Source organism: Streptomyces sp. NPDC002144, assembly GCF_053593695.1.
The window spans coordinates 34,369-56,784 of sequence record NZ_JBSFDB010000008.1 but is presented as its reverse complement, the minus strand read 5'-3'; the positions used below and the strand labels follow the sequence as shown (position 1 = coordinate 56,784).

Sequence of the window (22,416 nt, the reverse complement as noted above, 5' to 3'; positions counted from 1 at the left end):
CGCGTACGTGAACCGGGACGTCACGCCACTCGGGCGCGGGCGTCCCTCTCGGACACGGTGTGGGCACACACGCGTGCGGGCTTCTGGCGGCGGCGCAGGAAGCGCGGCAGCGGCAGGGCCAGGTTGACGAAGCCCTCGGCCTGCATCGCCGCGAGACCGATGCGCGGCAGGTCCGCGGAGGCCCGGTAGACGACGAAGCGCGGCTCCCAGCGGGGCTGGAACTTGGCGTTGAACTTGTACAGGGACTCGATCTGGAACCAGCGGGAGAGGAACACCAGCAGTCCGCGCCAGGCCCGCAGCACGGGGCCCGCGCCGATCTTCTCGCCCCGCGCGAGGGCGGAGCGGAACATCGCGAAGTTCAGTGAGACACGCGTGATGCCGAACCTCGGGGCCGCCTGGAGGGCGGCGACGATGAGCAGTTCGTTCATGCCGGGGTCGGCCGAGCGGTCGCGGCGCATCAGGTCCAGGGAGGCGCCGTCCGTGCCCCAGGGCACGAAGTGCAGGATCGCCTTCAGGTCGCCGTAGGGGCCGGGCTGCTCGTCGGCCTTGTGGGCGGTGGCGATCAGGCAGTCGCCGTCGGAGGCGTCGCCGATCCGGCCCAGGGCCATCGAGAAGCCGCGCTCGGTGTCCGTGCCGCGCCAGTCCTCGGCGGCCTGCCGGATCCGCTCCAGCTCCGCGTCGCCGAGGTCACGGACACGTCGTACCCGGGTCTCGTAACCGGCGCGCTCGATGCGCTTGACCATCTGCCGCACGTTGCGCATCGCGCGGCCGGCGAGGGAGAAATCCGCCACGTCCACCACCGCCTCGTCGCCCAGTTCCAGGGCGTCCAGGCCGGTCTCACGGGTCCACACCTCGCCTCCCGTCTCCGAGCAGCCCATGACGGCCGGGGTCCAGGAGTGCGCGCGTGCCTCGTCCATGAAGCGCTCGATGGCGCCCGGCCAGGCCTCCACGTCGCCGATCGGGTCGCCGCTGGCGAGCATCACACCGGACACGACCCGGTAGGTCACCGCCGCCTTGCCGCTCGGCGAGAAGACCACGGCCTTGTCGCGCCGCAGCGCGAAGTGGCCGAGGGAGTCGCGGCGGCCGTGCTTGTCCAACAGCGCCCGCAGGCGTGCCTCGTCCTCCTCCGTCAGGCGCGCCGCCGGGTGTTCCGGCCGGAAAGCCAGGTAAATGGTCGTGACCGCGGTGAGCAGTCCGAGGGCGCCGAGGGAGAAGCCCACCGTCCAGGAGGTGTTGCCCTGGTAGTCGACCGGGCCCTCGAAGCCGAACAGGCCGTACAGCACGTGGGTGATGCGGTCGGCCAGGCTCGGGTCGCCGACCATGCGGTTCGGGTGGACGCTGACGATGACCAGGCCGAGGGCGAGGGAACCGGCGCTCATGAGGACGAAGTTGGCGAGGGCGCGCCACCTGCTGCGCGGGTCGGGCAGCGCGGCGAACTGGTCGCGGTGGCGCAGCAGCGGCGCGAGCAGCGCCGCCGAAATGACCACCCCGATCAGGGAGTGGCGGTACGTGAACTGCGCCACGGCGCCCGCCGGCAGCAGCGCCACCGCCGCGCGCCACGCACGCCGCTTGCCGCGCCGGAGGCCGTGCGCGAGCAGCAGCAGGAGGATGCCCGCGCTCAGCGAGAGTGCCGCCGCGAAGGGACCGAACGACCCGGGCAGTACCTCGGCGATGCTGTGCATACGGCTGTGCCGGAAGCGCGGGAAGACGCCCGCGGCGATGTCCAGAACGCCCACCAGAGCGCACGCCCTCGCGACGAGCACCGGTACGGCCTCGGGGCGCGGACCTCGCAGTACGCGCCGCGTGTTGCCTGCGCGGGAGGGAACCCCACCCGACATTTCCTCATCTGTCCTGACAGACATCGCATCCCGTAGTTCTGCGAGAGACCTTGGACCCGGTGCCGTTCTGGGCATCCGGCGACATTGCGCCCTCTAGGACGGTGTCTCGGGGGGAGAGGTTCCTTCCTCCCCTCAAAGCCGGTCCAAAGGACGGGGAAAGTCCCGGACAAGCCCTCGCGAAGAGGTGGTGCTCCGGGGGAAACCCGCAGGCAGGAAGATAGGTCATGGGTCTTACGAGCAACAAGGTGCTGGCGCTCGCGGTCGTGTTCGCCGTACTGCTGTTCGTCGGCACGGTGTGGCTGTGGCCCCGGCTGGCGCGGCGGAACTGGCGGGCCGTCAGCGGTCGCGTGGGTCTGCTGTTCGGTACCCAGCTGGCCCTCTTCGCGTCGGTGGGCCTCGCCGCCAACCAGGCCTTCGGGTTCTACGCGAGCTGGGCGGACCTGTTCGGCCAGGAGAAGGAACAGGGCGTGGTCGTCAACCACACCGCGGCCGGCGGCTCCGGCGGCCCCCTGGAGGTGCTCGACACGGCACGCGTGCGTGGCGCGGGCGGCGCCCGGCCGCAGACCGGCGGACAGATCCAGAAGGTCGACATCGTGGGCCGCAGGACGCACATCGCCACGCCCGCGTATGTCTATCTGCCGCCGGAGTACTTTCAGCGCCGTTACCGCGCGCGTACGTTCCCCGCGGCCGTCGTCCTGACCGGATATCCGGGCACCGCGCAGGCGCTCGTGGACAAGCTGCACTACCCGCGCACGGCGCAGGAGCTCGCCAAGGACGGCCGCATGCAGCCGATGATCCTGGTGATGCTGCGGCCCACCGTCGCACCGCCGCGGGACACCGAGTGCGTGGACATCCCGGGCGGCCCGCAGACGGAGACGTTCTTCGCCAAGGACCTGCCGGACGCCGTGCTCGCGCACTACAGGGTGGGCAGGAAGCCCGGGAGCTGGGGCATCATCGGCGACTCCACGGGCGGCTACTGCGCACTGAAACTCGCCATGCACCACCCCGGCTCCTACGCGGCGGGCGCGGGCCTGTCGCCGTACTACAAGGCGCCGGTCGACCCGACCACGGGCGATCTCTTCCAGGGCGACAAAGGGCTGCGCAACCGTGCCGACCTGTGGTGGTGCCTCAAGCACCTGCCCGCCCCCGACACCTCACTTCTCGTCACCAGCAGCCGGGTCGGGGAATCCAACTACAAGTCGACGCTGAAGTTCATAGAGCGAGTTCAGGCCACGAAGCTGACTCGGATCTCCTCGATCATCCTCGACAGCGGCGGGCACAACTTCAACACCTGGCGGCGGGAGATTCCGGCGACGCTGCAGTGGATCAGCGGGCGGCTGAGCGACCGGTGACCAGGGTTCCGACAGGAAATGATCTTGCGAATTCAGCGGGGCGCAATTCCTGATGCGCTGTGAACGTTTCGTTATGGCTGTGTTTTTACGGGGCGGGGCGCCAACGCTCGCCTACGCGCGGTAAGTTTCTGGCCATGCCACGTGGACGTCACCGCCATTCCCCGCCTTTGCACAGGCTGCTGCCTCCGTCGGCGATCGCAGGCGTCTCCCTTGTCTGCGCCTTCGGTCCCTGGGTGTTCTCGGAGCCCGCCGTGCTCCGCGTCATAGCCGCGTTCGCCGCGGCCACGGCCGTGATAGGGGCGGCCGTCATGCGCCGCTGGGACGCACAGGCCGGCAAGCAGGTCGCCGACCTCACGCGCGCGCGTGCGAGCGACGAGTGGCGGCACGAGGAGCGGGTCGCCGAGCTGGAGACGGACCTCGAGGAGTCGCGCGAGCTGCGCGCCAAGCTGGAGCAGCGGCTGCGGGCCAAGCGCGCCGAGCTGGCGGGCCTGCGCAACGAGCACGCGGCGCTGCTGCGCCGGTACGCGACCGCGGAGACCGAGCGGGCGAGCGCCCTGGAGGGCCGCCGTCTGCTCGAGATAGAGGCCGCGGCTCCCGACACGGACGCGTTGCCGTCCGCGGCGGCTCAGGAGACCGAGGTTGTGGCTGCCTCGGCTGAGGGCCAGCACGGCACGGACGAGACGGCGCGGACCGCCGGGGTTTTCTCGCCGGAGGGCTCCCAGCTGTTCCTGCGGGCCAAGGAGGCGCTGAAGAAGTTCGACGACGGTGACGCTCCCGAGCAGGACGACGTTGCCGACGACGCCGAAGCCGAGCCGGCGGACGAGACCGACACTGACGTCGAGACCGACACCGACGCCGAGACCGATGCCGATGCCGAGGTCGCCGCTCAGGACGAGGTCGTAGCGCAGGACGCGGCCGACACGCAGGACGAAGCCGCCCCCGAGGACGACGGCTCCCCGAAGGGCGGCGGGTCTCCCAAGGGCGACGGCCCGTCGAAGGGCGACGGCTCCCCGAAGGGCGAGCCCGTGAAGGTGAGGACCGCGGCGGCCGAGACCTCCGCCCCTGCCGCGCCCGCCGAGACCGGTGCCGCCCCCGCCGACGGCACCGAGGCCGCGGCCCAGGAGGACGAGGCGCAGGGGCAGCCCGAGGCGGTCGACGGGCATGAGCACGCGGCCGCCACCACGCCGGCGGAGCCCGCCCGCTCCGCCCAGCCCGTACAGCAGCCCTCCGGACACTTCGTGGCGCCGACCGCGGTGGCCGTCGTACCTGCGGCGCCCGCGCGGCGCCCGGCGGTCGAGGGCGGGTTCGACTTCTTCGGTACGAAGCAGGAGTCGCCGCCCGCCGCCCTGGACGCCGTGCAGAACGCGGACCTGGCCGACGTGGTCGGCGAGGAGGCGCTCGCCGTGCACAAGGCCGAGGCCGAGGCGCAGTTCAAGCCGGCCGACGAGGGCGCGCGGGGTGTCGGCCAGGTGATCGACCTGACCGCGCACGACGAGACGGAGCGGATCAACCTGCAGGGCCTGCGCAGCGCGGTCTCCTGAGGCCGGGCAGCACCGTCCCACGACGCCGTCCGGACCGCCTACGGTGCCATCCAGCGGTCCGGCGGCGCGTCCCGGCGGCCCGTGCGTGACCGCTCCGCCTGAGCGCGGAGCAGCTCCGCCGCCTCCCGGGCGTCCCTCAGCCGGGCCGTGACGGTCTTGTCGGCCCCCGTGTCCACGTGGACGTCGGCGAGCCGCCACAGCCGCTTCCAGGGCCCCTGGACCAGCCGGACGCTCTGCACCTTCGCGTGCGGAACCAGCGCCAGGCGGCGGCGCAGCAGCCCGTGCCGGGCGGCGAACACCCCGCCGGTGACGGCGAGTCCGTATCCGCGCCACCACAGCGGCAGGCACCGGCCGGCCCGTCGAGGCGGGCGGGACAGCGCCGCGGACGCCGGCACGGTCACCCCCGGCAGCACGCGCGCGACGACGGACTCGGCGACCTCGCGCGGAGCGACCGGCACGAGAACGGAGTTGGACGACCCGGCCACGTCCAGCTCCACCCGCACCCAGCCCAGCCGCCGCCACAGCAGCGGTTCGACGATCCGCACGGTCTGCACGCGCCCGGGCGGCACCGTCTCGTGCGTGCGGTCGAGCAGGCCGTGGTCGATGCGCAGTCCGTCCGGGGACTCGCCCACCGTCCAGTCGTACTCGCTGACGAACCGGCCCACACTGCTCGCTCCGGCCGCGCCCAGCAGGGGGAGGGCGGTGGCGAGGACCGTCCACACGCTGTGGGTGGCCAGCCACAGCAGGGGCGGTACGACGAGGGCGGCGCCGAGGGCGCCCCAGGTGGCGCCCGTCAGTACGAGGGAGAGCGCGAGGTGGAGCGGGGGCGTGCGCAGGATCTCGCGTGCCGGCGCCTCTCCGACTTCGTGCGCCGTCTCGGGGGCGAACCCGGCGGCGCGCGCGAGCAGTTCAGCGCGCAGCGCACGCGCTTCGCGCTCCCCGAGGAAGGCGAGTTCGTCCTTCTTGGCCGTGCCTATGACGTCGAGCTTCAGCTTGGCGACGCCCGCCACGCGCGCGAGGAGCGGCTGGGTGACGTCGACGGCCTGGATCCGCTCGAGCCGGATGTGCGCGGTGCGCCGGAACAACAGGCCGGTACGGACGCGCAGTTCGCTGTCCGTCACGGCGAAGTGCGTGAACCACCAGCTGAGGAAGCCGTACAGGGCGGCGGCCGGGACGAGGACGGCGAGCGCGATCAGCAGGGTCGTGGTGGTCAGGCGGGTCAGCTGGCGCTGCGCCTGGTCCGGGTCGTGCACGGCCCACCCGATGAGCACCGCCACCGGCGCCCACGCCCGCCTGAGGGGCGTCACGGGATGCAGCCGCCGCTCGGTGACGGGTTCCCGCGCGCGTATGGCGTCGTCGACGCCCGGCGCCGTCACAGACCCGCCGATCGGGCCTCGCCGAGCTCGGTGAGCCGGTCGCGCAGCCGTTCCGCCTCGGCCGGGTCGAGACCCGGGATGGTGGCGTCGGTCGCCGCGGCCGCGGTGTGCAACTGCACGCTGGCCAGCCCGAAATGCCGCTCGACGGGCCCGGAGGTCACCTCCACCAGCTGCATGCGCCCGTACGGCACGACGGTCTCCTCGCGCCACAGCACGCCCCGGCTGATCAGCAGGTCGTCGGCGCGCTCGGCGTACCGCCAGGAGCGCCAGTTGCGGCCCAGCAGCACCCAGCCCCAGGCGGTCAGCGCGAGCGGCAGCAGCGCGAAGGCCGCCCAGGCGGGCCCGGCGAGCAGGCCGAGCAGCAGACCGACCGCCAGGGCGAGCAGCCCCAGCCACACCACCAGCAGCAGACGCCGCATCCGCAGCAGCCCGGGCGGCAGCCCGGTCCACTCCGGCTCCCCCGCCTCGTCCGCCCTTGTGCCCCCGCCCCGCGGGCTCCCCGTCTCCATACGGCCAGCGTACGTAGGAGAGACTGTGTTCATGACTCCTACGACGGAGACCATGGTCGGTATCGGCGGCGCCGCGGAGAGCACCGACATGGTGCTCAACATCGGACCGCAGCACCCGTCCACGCACGGCGTGCTGCGGCTGAAGCTGGTGCTGGACGGCGAGCGCATCATGCGCGCCGAGCCGGTGATCGGGTACATGCACCGCGGCGCGGAGAAGCTCTTCGAGGCGCGCGACTACCGCCAGATCATCATGCTCGCCAACCGCCACGACTGGCTGTCGGCCTTCTCGAACGAGCTGGGAGTCGTCCTCGCCGTCGAGCGCATGCTCGGCATGGAGGTCCCCACGCGCGCGGTGTGGACGCGGACGCTGCTCGCGGAGCTCAACCGGGTGCTCAACCACCTGATGTTCCTCGGCTCCTATCCGCTGGAACTCGGCGGCATCACCCCGGTCTTCTACGCGTTCCGGGAGCGGGAGGTCCTCCAGAACGTCATGGAGGAGATCTCCGGCGGCCGTATGCACTACATGTTCAACCGCGTCGGCGGCCTCAAGGAGGACCTTCCGGCCGGCTGGGCCGCACGCGCGCGTGCCGCCGTCGCGGGGGTGCGCTCGCGCATGGACCGGTTCGACGACCTGGTCCTCGGCAACGAGATCTTCCGGGGGCGCACCCGGGACGTGGGCGCGCTGGCCCCCGGGACCGTGCACGCGTACGGCGTCAGCGGGCCGATCGCGCGTGCCTCGGGCGTCGACTTCGACCTGCGGCGCGACGAGCCCTATCTCGCGTACGGGGAGCTGCAGGACGTCCTGAGGGTCGTCACCCGGCAGGAGGGCGACTGTCTCGCCCGCTTCGAGGTGCTCCTGGAGCAGACCCACAACGCTCTCGACCTCGCCGACGCCTGCCTCGACCGTCTGGCCGACCTGCCGCCAGGGCCGATCAACCAGCGGCTCCCCAAGGTCCTCAAGGCACCCGAGGGCCACACCTACGCCTGGACCGAGAACCCGCTCGGCATCAACGGCTACTACCTCGTCAGCAAGGGCGAGAAGACGCCGTACCGGCTGAAGCTGCGCTCGGCGTCCTACAACAACATCCAGGCACTCGTGGAGCTGCTGCCGGGGACGCTGGTGGCGGACATGGTGGCGATCCTCGGGTCGCTGTTCTTCGTGGTCGGGGACATCGACAAATAGGTCAGGCCCGGGACACCGGCACGTTGGTCACGCCCGCGCGTCGGGCGCGTCCGTGATGTCCAGCGGGTTCGCCGTTCCGACCGGCTGGAGCAGCCATCCGAAGTCGCCGAGGCCGCCGGGCGCGGTGAGTTCCGCGGCTTCACCGGCGCTCGCGAGGGCGCGGACGTAGGCGGCGGGTTGTGCGGACGCGAGCGCGAGCGGGGGGCGTGCGCCGACGATGCCCAAGGCGCGCAGGGCGTCGCGCTGCCGCAGAACGCGCCCCTGCCGCTGGGCGAGCGCCGCGGAGCGCGCCGCGCACGCGTCCAACGCCACGTGAGCCGTGATGTCGCGCTTCCCGTCGGGTACGGGCGCCGTTTCCCGTCCCGCGCGGAAGCCCGTGAGGGTGCCGAACGGGGGGCGCGTCTCCCGGGTGTGCGCGTAGTCCACGGCGACCGCGAGCCCCCGGTCGAGGGCCGCGACCGCACCCGCCCACGCCTCGTCGCGCGGGAGACCGATCTCGGCCCGCAGGCCTTCCTCGGGCGGCAGCGGCCACCACCGCGCGAGCCAGTCCGCCTCCTCGCCGCCGACCGGGTCGCCGAGACGTTCCGTGCCGTCCTGCCGCACCAGAACCGTGCGCGGTATGCCGTCCTCGTCCACCTCGGCGACGTCCAGCGGAACGTTGTCGAGCCACTCGTTGGCGAAGAGCAGCCCGGTGAGGCCCTCAGGTGGCTCGGGGAGCCATTCGACCTGGTCGTCGAGGCCGGAGGGCCGTTCGGCGAGCTCGACGGCGCAGGCACGCACGCGTGGGAGTACGTCCGCGGGCAGCGCGCCCAGGATGCCGGTGACCAGCTCGCCGCGCCCGGCCGCCATGTCGACGAAGTCGAGGCGGGCGGGCCGGCCGAGGGCCTCGTCGACGCGGCACAGCAGCCGGGCCACGGCTTCGGCGAAGAGCGGCGACGCGTGCACGGACGTACGGAAGTGTCCGGCCGGGCCCTCGGGGCGGCGATAGAAGCCGCCGGGCCCGTACAGGGCCGCCCGCGTCGCCGCCCGCCAGCCGCGCCACTGGTCCGTCGTGTCTTTCGTCACCGGGCCAGGCTAAGCGCACGGAAGAACGCGACCTCCACCTTGCGGAGTACACGCGGCGGATGCGGATCGACCCTCCGGTTGACCCCTGCACGCATCCCGCTTCCCTACGCTGGGTTACGTGCAGCGCCTCTATGACTTCCTTCGCAGACACCCGACCGGGGTCGACTCCTTCTGGGCCGTCTTCCTGTTCGGCGTCTCTCTGGCGAGTGGAGCCGGCCATCAGGACACCCGGGGCACCGTGTCACCGGCCCTGATCGTTCCGATCGCGCTGCTGCTGTGCCTGGCGATCGCGCTGCGCCGGCGCATGCCGGAGAAGACGCTGCTGCTGATGATCGCCCTCGGTGTGGCGCAGCTCGCGCTGGACGTGGCGACGATGGTCGCCGACTTCGCGATGCTGGTGATCGTCTACACCGTGGCCGTCATGGGCGCCCGCTGGGCCTCCCGGCTCGCCCTGGCGGTGGGGCTGTCGGCCGCGACCTTCGCGGAGTTCCGCTGGCCGGCCGAGCACTCGAGCGCCCTCGGCCACGTGGCGCTGGTGATCTTCCAGACGGTGCCGTTCGCGCTGGCCTGGGTGCTGGGCGACTCGATCCGCACGCGGCGTGCGTACTTCGCGCAGCTGGAGGAGCGTGCCGCCCGGCTGGAGAAGGAGCGCGAGGCGCAGGCCAAGGTCGCGGTCGCGGCCGAACGCGCCCGGATCGCGCGCGAGCTGCACGACGTGGTCGCGCACAACGTGTCGGTGATGGTGGTGCAGGCCGACGGCGCCGCCTACGTCCTCGACGCCGCCCCCGACCAGGCGAAGAAGGCGCTGGAGACCATCTCCTCCACGGGCCGCCAGGCCCTCGCCGAGATGCGCCGCCTGCTGGGCGTGCTGCGCACCGGAGAGCACAAGGAGGTCGGCGAGTACGTCCCGCAGCCCGACGTCGAGCAGATCGACGAGCTGATCGAGCAGTGCCGTACCTCCGGTCTGCCGGTCGACTTCAAGGTCGAGGGCACCCCGCGCCCGCTGCCCAGCGGCGTCGAGCTGACGGCGTACCGCATCGTGCAGGAGGCGCTGACCAACACCCGCAAGCACGGCGGGCCCAACGCGGGCGCGAGCGTGCGGCTGGTCTACTTCGACGACGGGCTCGGTCTGCTCGTCGAGGACGACGGCAAGGGCGCCCCGCACGAGCTGTACGAGGAGGGCGGCGCCGACGGCCAGGGCCACGGCCTGATCGGGATGCGCGAGCGGGTCGGCATGGTCGGTGGAACCCTGGACGCGGGCCCGCGCCCGGGCGGAGGATTCCGCATCAGTGCCCTGCTGCCGCTCAAACCGGCGCACTGACGTTTTCGCACGCCCCCTGTTGACACCTGTAACACCCTTGAAGACGGACACGGAAGAGGCTTCGATGACGATCCGCGTGATGCTCGTCGACGACCAGGTGCTGCTGCGCACCGGGTTCCGGATGGTGCTCGCCGCACAGCCGGACATGGAGGTCGTCGCGGAGGCGGGGGACGGCGTCGAGGCCCTGCAGGTGCTGCGCTCGACGGCGGTGGACGTCGTCCTGATGGACGTCCGCATGCCGAAGCTGGACGGTGTGGAGACGACCCGCCGCATCTGTTCCGAGCCGGACCCGCCGAAGGTGCTGATCCTGACCACGTTCGACCTCGACGAGTACGCCTTCTCCGGGCTCAAGGCGGGCGCGTCCGGCTTCATGCTCAAGGACGTGCCGCCCGGCGAACTCCTCGCCGCCATCCGCTCCGTGCACAGCGGTGACGCGGTGGTGGCGCCGTCGACCACGCGCCGGCTGCTCGACCGGTTCGCGCCGATGCTGCCGAGCGCCGGGAAGGAGCCCCAGCACAAGGAGCTGGAGCGGCTCACCGACCGCGAGCGCGAGGTCATGGTGCTCGTCGCGCAGGGCCTGTCCAACGGCGAGATCGCGGCCCGCCTGGTGCTGTCCGAGGCGACCGTGAAGACCCATGTGGGACGCATCCTGACCAAGCTGGGCCTCAGGGACCGCGTGCAGGTGGTGGTCCTCGCCTACGAGACGGGGCTGGTGCGGGCGGGCGGGCACGGCTGATCCACGCGCGCGTGACGCCCGCGTAATCGCCGCCCACTAGGGTCTGCGCATGCTCCTGTGGATCAACGGCCCCTTCGGGGGCGGCAAGACCCAGACCGCGCACGAGCTGCAGCGGCGCCTGCGGGGCAGCGTGATCTGCGACCCCGAGCACGCCGGCTTCGGTCTGCGCCGGATGCTGCCGCCCGAACTGCGGGGAGACTTCCAGGACCTGACCGCCTGGCGGCAGGGCGTGGTCGAGGTGCTCGACCTGGCACTGACCAAGCACGACGGCGTCGTGATCGCGCCCATGACGGTCACCGACTCGGGCTGCTTCGCCGAGACGGTGGGCCGGCTGCGCGAACTCGGCCACGACGTACGCCACTTCACCCTCCTCGCCCAGCGCGAGACCGTGCTGCGGCGGCTGCGGGAGCGCGGCTTCGGGCACCTCCTTCAGTACGTCGCCGGCAAGAACGCCGTTCTCGGCAGGGAGACCTGGGCGGTACGGCAGCTCGACCACTGTCTGGAGCGGCTGCGGGAGCCCGAGTTCGCCGAGCACCTGTGGACCGACCACTCGACCGTGCCGAAGACGGCGGACCGCATCGCCGTGCTCGCCGGACTGACGCTGCGGCCGAACAAGGAGGGAGCGCTGCGGACACGGCTCAGGCAGGCGGGCGTGGGGATCCGGCACATCCGGTTCGACTGAGCCGGCCGCTCGGCGCAGGCGGCCTCGCTCAGCGCAGGATGCCCTCCAGGAAGTCGCTGCCCAGCCGGGCCACGACCGCTATGTCCAACTGGTGCTGCACATAACGGCCCCGGCGCCGCGTGGTGATCAGGCCCGCCTTCTTCAGGACGCCCAGGTGGCGGGATATCTCAGGGGCCGTCATGCCGTGTGCCTGTGCCAGCTCGCTGGTGGCGTAGGCACTGCGGGCCAGATAGCGGCAGATCCGCATCCGTACGGGGTGGGACAGCGCGGTCATCCGCAGGGCGAGCTGCTCGACCGAGGGCGGGGCGGCGAGCTCCGGGGAGCCGACCGGGTAGTGCAGCACCGGCTGCCAGTCGGGCCGGTACAGGACGGACAGGTGCGGCCAGCCGAGGCTGGTCGGGACGAGCAGCAGGGTGCCGTCCACGGTGGCCGTGCGGCCCACGCTCAGCTTGTCGACCGTGATCCGCTCGCCGTCCTCGTCGAGCGTGACCGCCGGCGACACGGCGGTCAGCGCCTCCGCGAGGCCCTTCAGGCGCAGCAGGTCGGTCTTGTGGCGGGCGTCCGCGGTGAGCTGGTGGCGCAGCCGGGACCAGGTCTCGGCGAAGAACGCCTCGTCGCAGTCCTCGAGGAACTGACGCAACCAGGCCCTGATTTTGGGCGGGTCGGTCAGCAGCAGCTCGGTGAACCGCTGCTGGCGCGGCCCCCGCGCGGCGGCCAGCTCCAGGGCGCGCCGGCCCATTGCGGCGTCGACGAGCCAGTCGGCCCCGACGCCGTAGGACATCGCACAGCTGAACTCCAGCGCCGCGTCGACGAACTGTTCGTCCGTGAGCTTGTCCAGCAGGTCGAGCTCCTCGGCGAGCGTGGCCCCGGGCAGGGCGGCACCGCCGGGGATGCCCGCGTACGGCAGGAACAGGTCCGAGAACGTCGTCGTCCACAGGAAGTCCGCCTCGCACATCCGGTCGGCCAGATGCGGATCCAGGCCGGCCGTCACACCCGTCACCCAGCCCTGCAGGCCCGGGTGGTGGCCGGGCTCGGACAGCGCGTGCAGCGCCATGCCGAGCTCGGCCAGCGGGGAGGGCACGACGGCGACCCTCTCCGGCCGCAGCCCCGTGATGTCGATGCGCACGCTCATGACCCCATGGTGCACCCCACCACTGACAACGCCGTCGCCGATTGACGACGCCCGTCAATCGAGGGCCGTCACGGGGTCCCGGGCGCGTCGGGCAGCCGCGCCACGAACTCCGCGACGGCCGCCTTCACGTCGTCGGCGGTCCACTCCAGGCCCGCGGCGCGTACCTCGACCTCGGTGACCGCCAGGCCCGGGCCCTTCTCGTCCCAGGAGCCGGCGAACAGCAGCGTCCCCGTCTCCTCGCCCTGCCGGATCGCCGCCTCCGAGACGCCGTCGACGTCGTAGGGCAGCCAGACCTGGAAGTCATGCGTGTGCGGCTCTTCCGGATGGACGCGCGCCCACGGCACCCCGGCCGCCGCGAACCCCTCGCGCAGCGCCTCGGCCACCACGCGCGCGTGGGCGACGTATTCGGGCAGCCGGGGCAGTTCGCGCTCCAGGCCGGCGAGCGCGGACAGGGCCGTCGGGAACTGCTGGAAGACCTGGCCGCCGTACCGGTGGCGCCAGATCTTCGCCTCGTCGGTCAGTGTCCTCGGACCGGCGAGCGCGGCGCCGCCGAGGCCGCCGAGAGACTTGTAGAACGACACGTAGACGCTGTCCGCCAGGCCCGCGATCTCCTCCAGGGGGCGGCCGAAGTGGACGGTGGACTCCCACAGGCGCGCGCCGTCGAAGTGCACCACCGCGTCGCGCTCGCGCGCCGCCTCCACCACCTCGGTGAGCTCCTCCCAGGAGGGCAGCACGAAACCGGCGTCCCTGAGGGGCAGTTCGAGCATCAGCGTGCCGAAGGGCTCCGCGAAGTCGCGTACCTCGTCGGCGCTCGGCAGCCGGGGCTCACTCGTCACGCGGACCGGGCGCAGACCGCTGACCTGGCTGAACGCGTTCCGCTCGTGCACCTCGGGGTGGGCGAGGGCGTGCAGGGCGACGGCCAGGCTGCCGGTGCGGCCCGCCCAGCAGCGCAGGGCCACCTGCTGGGCCATCGTGCCCGTCGGGAAGAACGCGGCGGCCTCGGTGCCGAGCACTTCGGCGACCTTCCGCTCCAGGGCCTCGACGACTCCGTCGCCGTAGATGTCGGCCGGCTCGTCCAGGTCGTAGACGTCCTCGAGACCGTCCAGCAGCGCCAGGCGCTCGCGGAGCGTGCCGAGGAACCCGGGGCGCGCGAGCACATGCTTGGCGCCCCGGTACGCGCTGATGCGTCGTTCGCGCCGGCGCCTGCGCCGCTCCTCATCGGTTACCGGCTCGTCCGGACGTTCCGTCTGCTCCGCCGCATCGCTCATGGCCGGGATCATGCCCGCCCGGCTTCCCGGCGGCACCCGGATTTCCACGGGCTCTCGCCGGCGCGGGCACGGTGTGCGGTAACCCACAGCCTGTGGACGACCGGCCGCCCCTCGGACCGATAGCGTTAACATGACGAGAAATCGTCCGGTACCCGGAGCGGACTGGAACGGGAAGGCCACCGTCGCGTGAGTACAAGCCAACAGCCAGACCCCAGGGACCGCCCCGCGCGGCTCACCGTCGGCGTCGTCGGCGCCGGCCGCGTGGGCCCCGCTCTGGCCGCGTCCCTCCAGCTCGCCGGGCACCGCCCGGTGGCCGTCTCCGGGGTCTCCACCGCCTCCCGCAGGCGGGCCGCGCAACTGCTCCCCGACGTGCCGGTCGTCCCGCCCGCCGAGGTGCTGGAGCGCGCCGACCTGGTCCTGCTGACCGTCCCGGACGACACACTGCCCGGACTGGTCGAGGGTCTCGCCGAGACCGGGGCCGTAAGGCCGGGCCAGCTGCTCGTGCACACCTCCGGGCGGTACGGCGCCAAGGTCCTCGACCCCGCCCTGCGCGCGGGCGCGCTTCCGCTGGCCCTGCACCCCGCCATGACCTTCACCGGCACGCCCGTGGACGTCCAGCGGCTGGCCGGCTGCTCCTTCGGGGTCACCGCGCCCGACGAGCTGCGGCTGGCCGCCGAGGCCCTGGTGATCGAGATGGGCGGCGAGCCGGAGTGGATCGCCGAGGAGATGCGCCCGCTCTACCACGCGGCCCTCGCGCTGGGCGCCAACCACCTGGTCACACTGGTCGCCCAGTCGATGGAGCTGCTGCGCGCGGCCGGAGTCGAGGCGCCCGACCGGATGCTCGGCCCGCTGCTCGGCGCCGCCCTCGACAACGCCCTGCGCTCCGGGGACGCGGCCCTGACCGGCCCGGTCGCGCGCGGGGACGCGGGCACGGTGGCCGCGCACGTGCGGGAGCTGCGCCGGCACGCCCCACAGGCCGTCGCCGGCTACCTGGCGATGGCCCGCGCGACCGCCGACCGGGCGCTCGCCCACGGGCTGCTGAAGCCGGAACTCGCCGAGGACCTCCTCGGTGTACTCGCCGACGGGACCAACGGCGCCGAGGGAGAGGCCCGATGACCACCACCCTGCTGAGCACCGCGGCCGAACTCCACGCACGTGCGCGTGCCGGACGCCGCGTCGTCGTGATGACCATGGGCGCCCTGCACGAGGGCCACGCCACCCTGATCCGCACCGCGCGCGAGATCGCCGGAACGGACGGCGAGGTCGTCGTCACCGTCTTCGTCAACCCGCTGCAGTTCGGCAAGGGCGAGGACCTCGACCGCTATCCGCGCACCCTGGACGCCGACGTGAAGCTCGCCGGACAGTCCGGCGCGGACGTCGTGTTCGCCCCCGCCGTGGACGAGGTCTACCCGGGCGGCGAGCCCCAGGTGCGGATCAGCGCGGGCCCGATGGGGGAGCGTCTGGAGGGCGCCTCGCGTCCCGGCCACTTCGACGGCATGCTCACCGTCGTCGCCAAGCTGCTGCACCTCACCCGCCCCGACGTCGCCCTGTACGGCCAGAAGGACGCCCAGCAACTCGCCCTGATCCGCCGCATGGTGCGGGACCTGAACTTCGGCGTCGAGATCGTCGGCGTGCCCACGGTGCGCGAGGAGGACGGCCTCGCGCTCTCCAGCCGCAACCGCTACCTGTCGCCCGCCGAGCGGCGCACGGCGCTCGCGCTGTCCCGCGCGCTGTTCGCGGGCCGCGACCGGCACGCGGCGCAGGAGGCGCTGCGCGCACGGGCACGCGAAGTGCCCGCCACCCACGCGCGTGCCGAAGCCCTCAGCGCCATAGGGGAGTCCCGCGCCGCGGCCGACGCGCACGCCGTCGCGAAGTCCCTCCCGTCGTCCGCCACCGCCGCCGGCGCGGACGCCGCGCGGGGCACCTCCTACGGCGCGCCCTCCGCCGTCCGCGCGGCCGCCCGACTGGTCCTCGACGACGCCGCGCGCCTGTCGCCGCCGCTCGAACTGGACTACCTCGCCCTCGTCGACCCCGCCGACTTCACCGAGATCGGGGACGACTTCACCGGCGAGGCCGTCCTCGCCGTCGCCGCCCGGGTCGGGACGACCCGGCTGATCGACAACATCCCTCTCACCTTCGGGAAAACCTTCGGAGCCGCCTCGTGACCAGCACAGGCATACGACTGCACGCCCCCGCACCGGGTTGGGCCATCTCCGCGGACGTGGTGGTCGTCGGCTCCGGGGTGGCCGGCCTGACCGCCGCGCTGCGCTGCGAGGCCGCCGGCCTGAACACGGTCGTCGTCACCAAGGCCCGTCTCGACGACGGCTCCACCCGCTGGGCGCAGGGAGGCGTCGCCGCGGCCCTCGGCGAGGGCGACACCCCCGAACAGCACCTGGACGACACCCTGGTGGCCGGCGCGGGCCTGTGCGACGAGGAGGCCGTACGGATCCTCGTCACCGAGGGCCCCGACGCCGTGCGCCGTCTCATCGCGACCGGCGCGCACTTCGACGAGTCCGAGGCCGGCGATCTGGCGCTCACCCGCGAGGGCGGTCACCACCGCCGCCGTATCGCGCACGCCGGCGGAGACGCGACCGGCGCGGAGATCTCCCGGGCGCTCGTCGAGGCGGCACGCGCGCGCGGTGTGCGCACGATCGAGAACGCGCTCGTGCTGGACCTGCTCACGGACGCCGACGGCCGTACGGCGGGCGTGAGCCTGCACGTGATGGGCGAGGGCCAGCACGACGGCGTGGGCGCCGTGCACGCCCCCGCGGTCGTGCTCGCGACCGGTGGCATGGGCCAGGTCTTCTCGGCGACCACCAACCCGTCGGTCTCCACCGGCGACGGCGTGGCGCTCGCCCTGCGCGCGGGCGCCGAGGTCAGCGACCTGGAGTTCGTGCAGTTCCACCCGACCGTGCTGTTCCTCGGCCCGGACGCCGAGGGCCAGCAGCCCCTGGTCTCCGAGGCCGTGCGCGGCGAGGGCGCGCACCTGGTCGACGCCGCCGGGGTGCGCTTCATGCTGGGGCAGCACGAACTGGCCGAACTCGCGCCCCGGGACATCGTCGCCAAGGGCATCATGCGCCGCATGCAGGAGCGGGACGCCGAGCACATGTTCCTCGACGCCCGGCACTTCGGCGCCGACATGTGGGAGCACCGCTTCCCGACCATCCTCGCCGCCTGCCGCGCCCACGGCATCGACCCGGTCACCGACCCCATCCCGATCGCCCCGGCCGCCCACTACGCCTCCGGCGGCGTGCGCACCGACTCCCGGGGCCGTACGACCGTCCCCGGCCTGTACGCGTGCGGCGAGGTCGCCTGCACCGGCGTGCACGGCGCCAACCGGCTCGCCTCCAACTCCCTCCTGGAAGGCCTCGTCTACGCCGAGCGCATCGCCGCCGACATCGCGTCGGCCCACGCCGACGACGGCCTCCACGCGCGCGTGCCCGAACCCGTCGACCACCCGGAGAAGCCCGCGCACCCGCTCCTCGCCCCCGAGGCCCGGTTCGCGATCCAGCGGATCATGACCGACGGCGCGGGCGTCCTGCGCTCGGCCGACTCCCTCGCCACGGCCGCCGACCAGCTCCAGCAGCTGCACACCGAAGCCCGCGACTCCCTCGACGAGAACGGCAAGACCGCCGAGCCCGGCGTCGACACCTGGGAGGCCACCAACCTCCTGTGCGTCGCCCGCGTCCTGGTCGCCGCCGCCCGCCTGCGCGAGGAGACACGCGGCTGCCACTGGCGCGAGGACCACGCCGACCGCGACGACACGGCATGGCGCCGGCACATCGTCGTACGGCTGAATCCGGACCGCACCCTCGCCGTGCACACCACCGATACCGCAGACTTCCCCCCGACCCAGCAGCCCCTCCAGGAGCAGTGACAGAAGTGAGCACCCCCGACCTCCCCCTCGTGTCGAACGGCGGCTGCGGCGACGGCTGTGCCTGCGGCGCCGACACCGACGCCGAATACCTGGAGTGCGGCCTCGACCCCGCGCTCGCCCAGCTCCTGGCCGACGCCGGACTCGACCCCGTGGAGGTCGAGGACATCGCCAACGTCGCCATCCAGGAGGACCTCGACCACGGCGTGGACGTGACCACGGTGGCGACCATCCCCGAGGACGCCGTCGCCACCGGCGACTTCACCGCGCGTGAGGCGGGCGTCGTGGCGGGCCTCAGGGTCGCCGAGGCGGTGCTCTCCGTGGTGTGCACGGACGAGTTCGAGGTCGAGCGGCACGTCGAGGACGGCGACCGCGTGGAGGCCGGGCAGAAGCTGCTGTCGGTCACCACGCGCACGCGTGACCTGCTCACCGGCGAGCGCAGCGCGCTGAACCTCCTGTGCCGGCTGTCCGGCATCGCGACCGCCACGCGCGCGTGGGTGGACGTACTGGACGGGACGGGGACCAAGGTCCGCGACACCCGCAAGACGACTCCGGGGCTCCGCTCGCTGGAGAAGTTCGCCGTCCGCTGCGGCGGGGGCGTCAACCACCGGATGTCGCTGTCGGACGCGGCCCTCGTCAAGGACAACCACGTGGTCGCCGCCGGCGGGGTCGGGCAGGCCTTCAAGGCCGTACGGGAGGCCTTCCCGGACGTGCCGATCGAGGTCGAGGTCGACACCCTGCACCAGCTGCGCGAGGTCGTCGACGCGGGCGCCGACCTGATCCTGCTGGACAACTTCACGCCCGGCGAGTGCGAGGAGGCCGTCGCGATCGTGCACGGCCGCGCCGCGCTGGAGGCCTCCGGACGGCTCACCCTGGACAACGCCAAGGCCTATGCGGACACCGGCGTCGACTTCCTCGCCGTCGGCGCCCTCACCCACTCCTCGCCGATCCTCGACATCGGTCTCGACCTGCGAGCGGCGGAGTAGGTACCGGCCATGCTGCTGACGATCGACGTGGGCAACACCCACACCGTCCTGGGCCTCTTCGACGGGGAGGACATCGTCGAGCACTGGCGCATCTCCACGGACGCGCGCCGCACGGCGGACGAACTGGCGGTGCTGCTGCAGGGCCTGATGGGGATGCACCCGCTGCTCGGCGACGAACTGGGCGACGGCATCGACGGCATCGCCATCTGCGCCACCGTCCCCTCCGTGCTGCACGAACTGCGCGAGGTGACCCGGCGCTACTACGGTGACGTGCCGGCCGTGCTCGTGGAGCCGGGCGTGAAGACCGGGGTGCCGATCCTCACCGACAACCCCAAGGAGGTCGGCGCCGACCGCATCATCAACGCGGTCGCCGCCGTCGAGCTGTACGGGGGACCGGCGATCGTCGTCGACTTCGGTACGGCAACGACCTTCGACGCGGTCTCCGCGCGCGGGGAGTACATCGGCGGGGTGATCGCCCCCGGTATAGAGATCTCCGTCGAGGCGCTCGGGGTGCGGGGCGCGCAGCTGCGGAAGATCGAGGTGGCCAGACCCCGCAGCGTGATCGGCAAGAACACGGTCGAGGCGATGCAGTCCGGCATCATCTACGGCTTCGCCGGGCAGGTCGACGGGGTGGTCAGCCGGATGGCCCGTGAGCTCGCGGACGACCCGGACGACGTGACCGTGATCGCGACCGGCGGACTGGCGCCGATGGTGCTCGGGGAGTCCTCGGTCATCGACGAGCACGAGCCCTGGCTGACGCTGGTCGGGCTGCGGCTGGTGTACGAGCGGAACGTGTCCCGGATGTGAGCCCCGCGGGGGGAGCAACCGGGTGGCTCGACTGCGCCACACCGCTCCCCTATGTCGGGTTTGTCTGATTAGCGCGTATCGTCGCCCCATGCCCACGCCATACGGATCCCGCGGCGGCATGGCGTTCGGCACGGAGGAGCTGCGTGTGCTCCGCCGCGCCCTCGCCCTCGCCCTCCACCCCCGCCCCGCCTCCGCCGAGGACGTCCAGGACTGTCTCCGGCTCGCCGAGTCGCTCGACGAGGCGATGCGCGAGGGGGCCAGGCTGCGGGCCTTCCTGGTGGCCGATCTCGGCCGCTACCGCGCCGCGCTGCCCGGAACCGCCGCCGGCTACCTCACCCTGCTCGAGGAGGCGCTGACCGCCGGTTACCGGCCGCAGCCCGACGACCTCGCCGCCCTGCGCGCGCTGCGGGGCAACGCGGTCGCCCCGCTCCTCCTGGAGCGCTGCCAGGTCCTCGCCGAACAGGACGTACGAGCCCGTCTGGCGCGCGGTACGGCCCGTACGGCCCCCGCGACCGTCTCCGCCTCCCGCACGCGCCTGACGGCCCTCCCGGGCGGCCTCTCGGCCCATCCGGGCCCCAGGACCGCCGCCCCGGCCGCCGAGGCCGGCCAGGACCCGGCGAGGAAACCCGAGAAAAAGCCCGCGGAAAAGCCGGCCCCCAAGCCCACCCCGGCCCCCGCTGCCCCGAAACCGACCCGCCCCATCCCCACCCCGGGCGAGGTCTTCCCCCGCCGCAAGCCCACCCCACCACCCCCGCCGAACCCACCACAGCAACTCGCCGCGGTCTGACCCCTCCGCCCGTCGGATCCGCCCCAGCAGCTTGCCGTGGCGTGCCATCTCCGCCGTGGCGGACCCGCCCCAGCGCTCGCCGCGGTCTGGCGTCTCTGCCCTGGCGGGCGTGTGGGGGGCGGTGCATCGCGGTGTGGCGTCTCGGTACTGGCGGGCGTGGGGCAGCGGTGCGCCGCGGTGTGACCCCTCCGCGCCGGCGGACGGGCGGCAGCGGATCGTGGCGTTGGGGGTTCGCTGCCCCGGTGGACTCGCCGTGGCGCCTGGCCGCAGGATGCGTCCTGGACCCGGCGGGCTCGGTGTAGCGGCTCGCCGTGGTGTGGGCCCTCCACCCGCTGCGGGCCGCCGCAGCGGTTCGACGGTGTCTGAGTCCGGCGTGGGTTTGTTTGAAACGCTGGTCCGACCCCGGCCCGGTTGTCCGGCGGGCGCTGGCTACTCTGGATCCATGGACTACGTCTCCGCGCTCGTTCCGCCGGTCGTCATGGCCGTGTTCTTCGTCGGGCTGATCAGGGTGATCGTGAAGACCCAGGGCGGGGCCAACAAGGCCAAGGAGGACGCGGCGGTCGACGCGGCCATCGCGCGCGCGGAGGCCGCCCAGCAGGCCTCCGTCAAGACCGACGGCTGAGCGGCCCGCCCCCGCTTCCCCGGCGTACGGCTCGTTCCTCCGAGTCGTACGCCCTTTTTGTTGCCGTTTGCCAGTGAAAGCGCACGTCCGGCACGCGAATGCGGAGTTCTCCCACTATTGTGCTGAGCTGTGCCTCGCCCATTGGGAGAACTCGAAGACGCGGTCATGACGCGGGTGTGGAAGTGGAACCGCCCGGTGACCGTTCGAGAAGTCCTGGAAGACCTTCAGCAGGAACGGTCCATCGCCTACACCACGGTGATGACCGTTTTGGACAATCTCCATCAGAAGGGCTGGGTGCGCCGCGAGGCGGAAGGCCGGGCCTATCGATATGAGGCGGTCTCCACCCGGGCCGCCTACGCCGCCGCCCTGATGAACGACGCCTGGTCCCAGAGTGACAACCCCGCGGCCGCTCTCGTCGCCTTCTTCGGGATGATGAGCGAGGAACAGCGCCAGGCCCTGCGAGACGCCGTACGGATCGTGCAAGGGCCGGAACAGCCGGCGGAAACACCCGAACCCCCGGATGGCGAGGAGAACCCCGGCTCCGCACCGGGCGGCGACGGGCGATAGCGTCCGCTCATGTCAGCAGCAAGCCCCGAAGGCCCCGAAGTCAGCACTAAAGCCATCACCGTCCGGCGGGCCCGTACCAGCGATGTCCCGGCCGTGCGCCGTCTCCTTGACGCCTACGTCCGCGGTGGCATCCTGCTCGACAAAGCGACCGTCACCCTTTACGAGGACATCCAGGAGTTCTGGGTCGCCGAACGCGACGACAACGCCGAGGTGGTCGGCTGCGGCGCGCTGCACGTGATGTGGGAAGACCTCGCGGAAGTGCGCACTCTCGCGGTGAAGCCCGGTCTGAAGGGCGCCGGCGTCGGCCACCAGTTGCTGGAGAAGTTGCTGCACACCGCGCGCTGGCTGGGCGTTCGCCGCGTTTTCTGTCTCACCTTCGAAGTGGACTTCTTCGGCAAGCACGGCTTCGTAGAGATCGGTGAGACGCCGGTCGACAGGGATGTCTACGCGGAGCTGTTGCGTTCCTATGACGAGGGCGTCGCGGAGTTCCTCGGTCTCGAACGGGTGAAACCCAACACCTTGGGCAACAGCCGCATGCTTCTGCATCTGTGATCACCGATCACTGCAGAGTATTCGACGGCCTCCCTTGCCCGCGTTCCCTATGTCCGAAACGCGCATCTTCCCTGACAGTGGCGGACTGCCCTCCCCTGTCGAGGGGTTTGTGTTTTTCCGGCAAAAGCGGTTTGCTTTCCGACGTACTGCAGTACTGCATATAACAGGGGACGGCGAAACGGCGGACGCCGCAGACCCCCGGCCCTCAAGTTTTGGAT

General features: G+C 72.4%; 21 protein-coding genes. 15 read left to right on the top strand and 6 right to left on the bottom strand.

What is annotated here, in order from left to right:
• Window positions 1–20: 20 nt before the first annotated feature.
• Entirely contained in the window at window positions 21–1,838 is a 1,818-nt protein-coding gene (locus ACWCQ1_RS14310) for a phosphatidylglycerol lysyltransferase domain-containing protein (RefSeq protein ID WP_133044284.1), read from the bottom strand.
• Window positions 1,839–2,062: 224 nt separating this feature from the next.
• On the opposite strand from ACWCQ1_RS14310, the gene ACWCQ1_RS14305 reads away from it, so the two are divergent.
• A complete protein-coding gene (locus ACWCQ1_RS14305) occupies window positions 2,063–3,190 on the top strand; it encodes an alpha/beta hydrolase (protein ID WP_133044285.1) in 1,128 nt (375 codons plus the stop codon).
• A gap of 134 nt (window positions 3,191–3,324) precedes the next feature.
• A complete protein-coding gene (locus ACWCQ1_RS14300) occupies window positions 3,325–4,731 on the top strand; it encodes a hypothetical protein (RefSeq protein WP_451026589.1) in 1,407 nt (468 codons plus the stop codon).
• Window positions 4,732–4,769: 38 nt separating this feature from the next.
• On the opposite strand, the gene ACWCQ1_RS14295 is transcribed toward ACWCQ1_RS14300, so the two are convergent.
• Both ACWCQ1_RS14295 and ACWCQ1_RS14290 read right to left on the bottom strand, forming a co-directional pair.
• Window positions 4,770–6,107, bottom strand: coding sequence for a PH domain-containing protein (locus ACWCQ1_RS14295; protein WP_451026588.1), 1,338 nt, complete (start codon window positions 6,105–6,107; stop codon window positions 4,770–4,772).
• Window positions 6,104–6,616: a PH domain-containing protein gene (locus ACWCQ1_RS14290; protein WP_451026587.1), complete on the bottom strand. Its 513-nt coding sequence runs from the start codon at window positions 6,614–6,616 to the stop codon at window positions 6,104–6,106. Before ACWCQ1_RS14290 ends, ACWCQ1_RS14295 begins: the two co-directional genes overlap by 4 nt.
• Window positions 6,617–6,647: 31 nt before the next feature.
• Here ACWCQ1_RS14290 and ACWCQ1_RS14285 point away from each other — a divergent pair, with 31 nt between their 5' ends.
• The gene (locus ACWCQ1_RS14285) at window positions 6,648–7,799 is read left to right on the top strand and encodes an NADH-quinone oxidoreductase subunit D (protein WP_358602348.1); all 1,152 of its coding nucleotides are present in this window, start codon (window positions 6,648–6,650) and stop codon (window positions 7,797–7,799) included.
• Window positions 7,800–7,826: 27 nt separating this feature from the next.
• Here ACWCQ1_RS14285 and ACWCQ1_RS14280 read toward each other — a convergent pair whose 3' ends face one another.
• Complete coding sequence (locus ACWCQ1_RS14280) at window positions 7,827–8,864, bottom strand: SAM-dependent methyltransferase (RefSeq protein ID WP_451026586.1); 1,038 nt, start codon at window positions 8,862–8,864, stop codon at window positions 7,827–7,829.
• A 118-nt stretch (window positions 8,865–8,982) separates the two neighbouring features.
• On the opposite strand from ACWCQ1_RS14280, the gene ACWCQ1_RS14275 reads away from it, so the two are divergent.
• The 3 genes from ACWCQ1_RS14275 (at window position 8,983) to ACWCQ1_RS14265 (ending at window position 11,603) form a co-directional block, all read left to right on the top strand.
• Window positions 8,983–10,185 carry a sensor histidine kinase gene (locus ACWCQ1_RS14275; RefSeq protein WP_133044291.1) on the top strand — a complete coding sequence of 401 codons (1,203 nt, stop codon included), beginning with the start codon at window positions 8,983–8,985 and terminating at the stop codon, window positions 10,183–10,185.
• Between the two features lie 64 nt (window positions 10,186–10,249).
• A complete protein-coding gene (locus ACWCQ1_RS14270) occupies window positions 10,250–10,921 on the top strand; it encodes a response regulator transcription factor (RefSeq protein ID WP_133044292.1) in 672 nt (223 codons plus the stop codon).
• Window positions 10,922–10,970: 49 nt separating this feature from the next.
• Entirely contained in the window at window positions 10,971–11,603 is a 633-nt protein-coding gene (locus tag ACWCQ1_RS14265; protein WP_451026585.1) for an AAA family ATPase, read from the top strand.
• Between the two features lie 28 nt (window positions 11,604–11,631).
• Here ACWCQ1_RS14265 and ACWCQ1_RS14260 read toward each other — a convergent pair whose 3' ends face one another.
• Window positions 11,632–12,735 carry a DUF5937 family protein gene (locus ACWCQ1_RS14260; RefSeq protein WP_451026584.1) on the bottom strand — a complete coding sequence of 368 codons (1,104 nt, stop codon included), beginning with the start codon at window positions 12,733–12,735 and terminating at the stop codon, window positions 11,632–11,634.
• A gap of 68 nt (window positions 12,736–12,803) precedes the next feature.
• A complete protein-coding gene (locus ACWCQ1_RS14255; protein ID WP_451026673.1) occupies window positions 12,804–14,015 on the bottom strand; it encodes a threonine aldolase family protein in 1,212 nt (403 codons plus the stop codon).
• Window positions 14,016–14,189: 174 nt separating this feature from the next.
• On the opposite strand from ACWCQ1_RS14255, the gene ACWCQ1_RS14250 reads away from it, so the two are divergent.
• The 9 genes from ACWCQ1_RS14250 to ACWCQ1_RS14210 all read left to right on the top strand — a co-directional run bounded on the left by ACWCQ1_RS14250 (window position 14,190) and on the right by ACWCQ1_RS14210 (window position 22,198).
• Complete coding sequence (locus ACWCQ1_RS14250) at window positions 14,190–15,119, top strand: Rossmann-like and DUF2520 domain-containing protein (RefSeq protein ID WP_133044295.1); 930 nt, start codon at window positions 14,190–14,192, stop codon at window positions 15,117–15,119.
• On the top strand, window positions 15,116–16,168 hold the full coding sequence (gene panC / locus ACWCQ1_RS14245; RefSeq protein ID WP_451026583.1) for a pantoate--beta-alanine ligase: 1,053 nt from the start codon (window positions 15,116–15,118) through the stop codon (window positions 16,166–16,168). The genes ACWCQ1_RS14250 and panC overlap by 4 nt, the downstream gene beginning before the upstream one ends.
• A complete protein-coding gene (locus ACWCQ1_RS14240; RefSeq protein WP_451026582.1) occupies window positions 16,165–17,880 on the top strand; it encodes an L-aspartate oxidase in 1,716 nt (571 codons plus the stop codon). Before panC ends, ACWCQ1_RS14240 begins: the two co-directional genes overlap by 4 nt.
• Window positions 17,881–17,885: 5 nt before the next feature.
• A complete protein-coding gene (gene nadC, locus ACWCQ1_RS14235) occupies window positions 17,886–18,863 on the top strand; it encodes a carboxylating nicotinate-nucleotide diphosphorylase (protein WP_133044298.1) in 978 nt (325 codons plus the stop codon).
• A 9-nt stretch (window positions 18,864–18,872) separates the two neighbouring features.
• Entirely contained in the window at window positions 18,873–19,670 is a 798-nt protein-coding gene (locus ACWCQ1_RS14230; protein ID WP_133044299.1) for a type III pantothenate kinase, read from the top strand.
• Window positions 19,671–19,788: 118 nt separating this feature from the next.
• Window positions 19,789–20,457, top strand: a complete 669-nt coding sequence (locus ACWCQ1_RS14225) for a hypothetical protein (RefSeq protein ID WP_451026672.1) — start codon at window positions 19,789–19,791, stop codon at window positions 20,455–20,457.
• A 442-nt stretch (window positions 20,458–20,899) separates the two neighbouring features.
• The gene (locus ACWCQ1_RS14220) at window positions 20,900–21,079 is read left to right on the top strand and encodes a hypothetical protein (RefSeq protein WP_133044300.1); all 180 of its coding nucleotides are present in this window, start codon (window positions 20,900–20,902) and stop codon (window positions 21,077–21,079) included.
• Window positions 21,080–21,208: 129 nt separating this feature from the next.
• Window positions 21,209–21,646, top strand: coding sequence for a BlaI/MecI/CopY family transcriptional regulator (locus ACWCQ1_RS14215; protein WP_308286606.1), 438 nt, complete (start codon window positions 21,209–21,211; stop codon window positions 21,644–21,646).
• Window positions 21,647–21,655: 9 nt separating this feature from the next.
• On the top strand, window positions 21,656–22,198 hold the full coding sequence (locus ACWCQ1_RS14210; RefSeq protein WP_133044302.1) for an amino-acid N-acetyltransferase: 543 nt from the start codon (window positions 21,656–21,658) through the stop codon (window positions 22,196–22,198).
• Window positions 22,199–22,416: the final 218 nt, after the last annotated feature.

Bases quoted from the DNA above. Each gene is read 5' to 3' on its own strand.
- ACWCQ1_RS14265 (WP_451026585.1), top strand. From the start codon at position 10,971: ATGCTCCTGTGGATCAACGGCCCCTTCGGGGGCGGCAAGACCCAGACC.
- ACWCQ1_RS14310 (WP_133044284.1), bottom strand. From the start codon at position 1,838: ATGTCGGGTGGGGTTCCCTCCCGCGCAGGCAACACGCGGCGCGTACTG.
- ACWCQ1_RS14220 (WP_133044300.1), top strand. From the start codon at position 20,900: ATGGACTACGTCTCCGCGCTCGTTCCGCCGGTCGTCATGGCCGTGTTC.
- ACWCQ1_RS14225 (WP_451026672.1), top strand. From the start codon at position 19,789: ATGGCGTTCGGCACGGAGGAGCTGCGTGTGCTCCGCCGCGCCCTCGCC.
- ACWCQ1_RS14255 (WP_451026673.1), bottom strand. From the start codon at position 14,015: ATGATCCCGGCCATGAGCGATGCGGCGGAGCAGACGGAACGTCCGGAC.
- ACWCQ1_RS14285 (WP_358602348.1), top strand. From the start codon at position 6,648: ATGACTCCTACGACGGAGACCATGGTCGGTATCGGCGGCGCCGCGGAG.
- ACWCQ1_RS14260 (WP_451026584.1), bottom strand. From the start codon at position 12,735: ATGAGCGTGCGCATCGACATCACGGGGCTGCGGCCGGAGAGGGTCGCC.
- ACWCQ1_RS14270 (WP_133044292.1), top strand. From the start codon at position 10,250: ATGACGATCCGCGTGATGCTCGTCGACGACCAGGTGCTGCTGCGCACC.
- ACWCQ1_RS14300 (WP_451026589.1), top strand. From the start codon at position 3,325: ATGCCACGTGGACGTCACCGCCATTCCCCGCCTTTGCACAGGCTGCTG.
- panC (WP_451026583.1), top strand. From the start codon at position 15,116: ATGACCACCACCCTGCTGAGCACCGCGGCCGAACTCCACGCACGTGCG.
- ACWCQ1_RS14290 (WP_451026587.1), bottom strand. From the start codon at position 6,616: ATGGAGACGGGGAGCCCGCGGGGCGGGGGCACAAGGGCGGACGAGGCG.
- ACWCQ1_RS14305 (WP_133044285.1), top strand. From the start codon at position 2,063: ATGGGTCTTACGAGCAACAAGGTGCTGGCGCTCGCGGTCGTGTTCGCC.
- ACWCQ1_RS14210 (WP_133044302.1), top strand. From the start codon at position 21,656: ATGTCAGCAGCAAGCCCCGAAGGCCCCGAAGTCAGCACTAAAGCCATC.
- ACWCQ1_RS14230 (WP_133044299.1), top strand. From the start codon at position 18,873: ATGCTGCTGACGATCGACGTGGGCAACACCCACACCGTCCTGGGCCTC.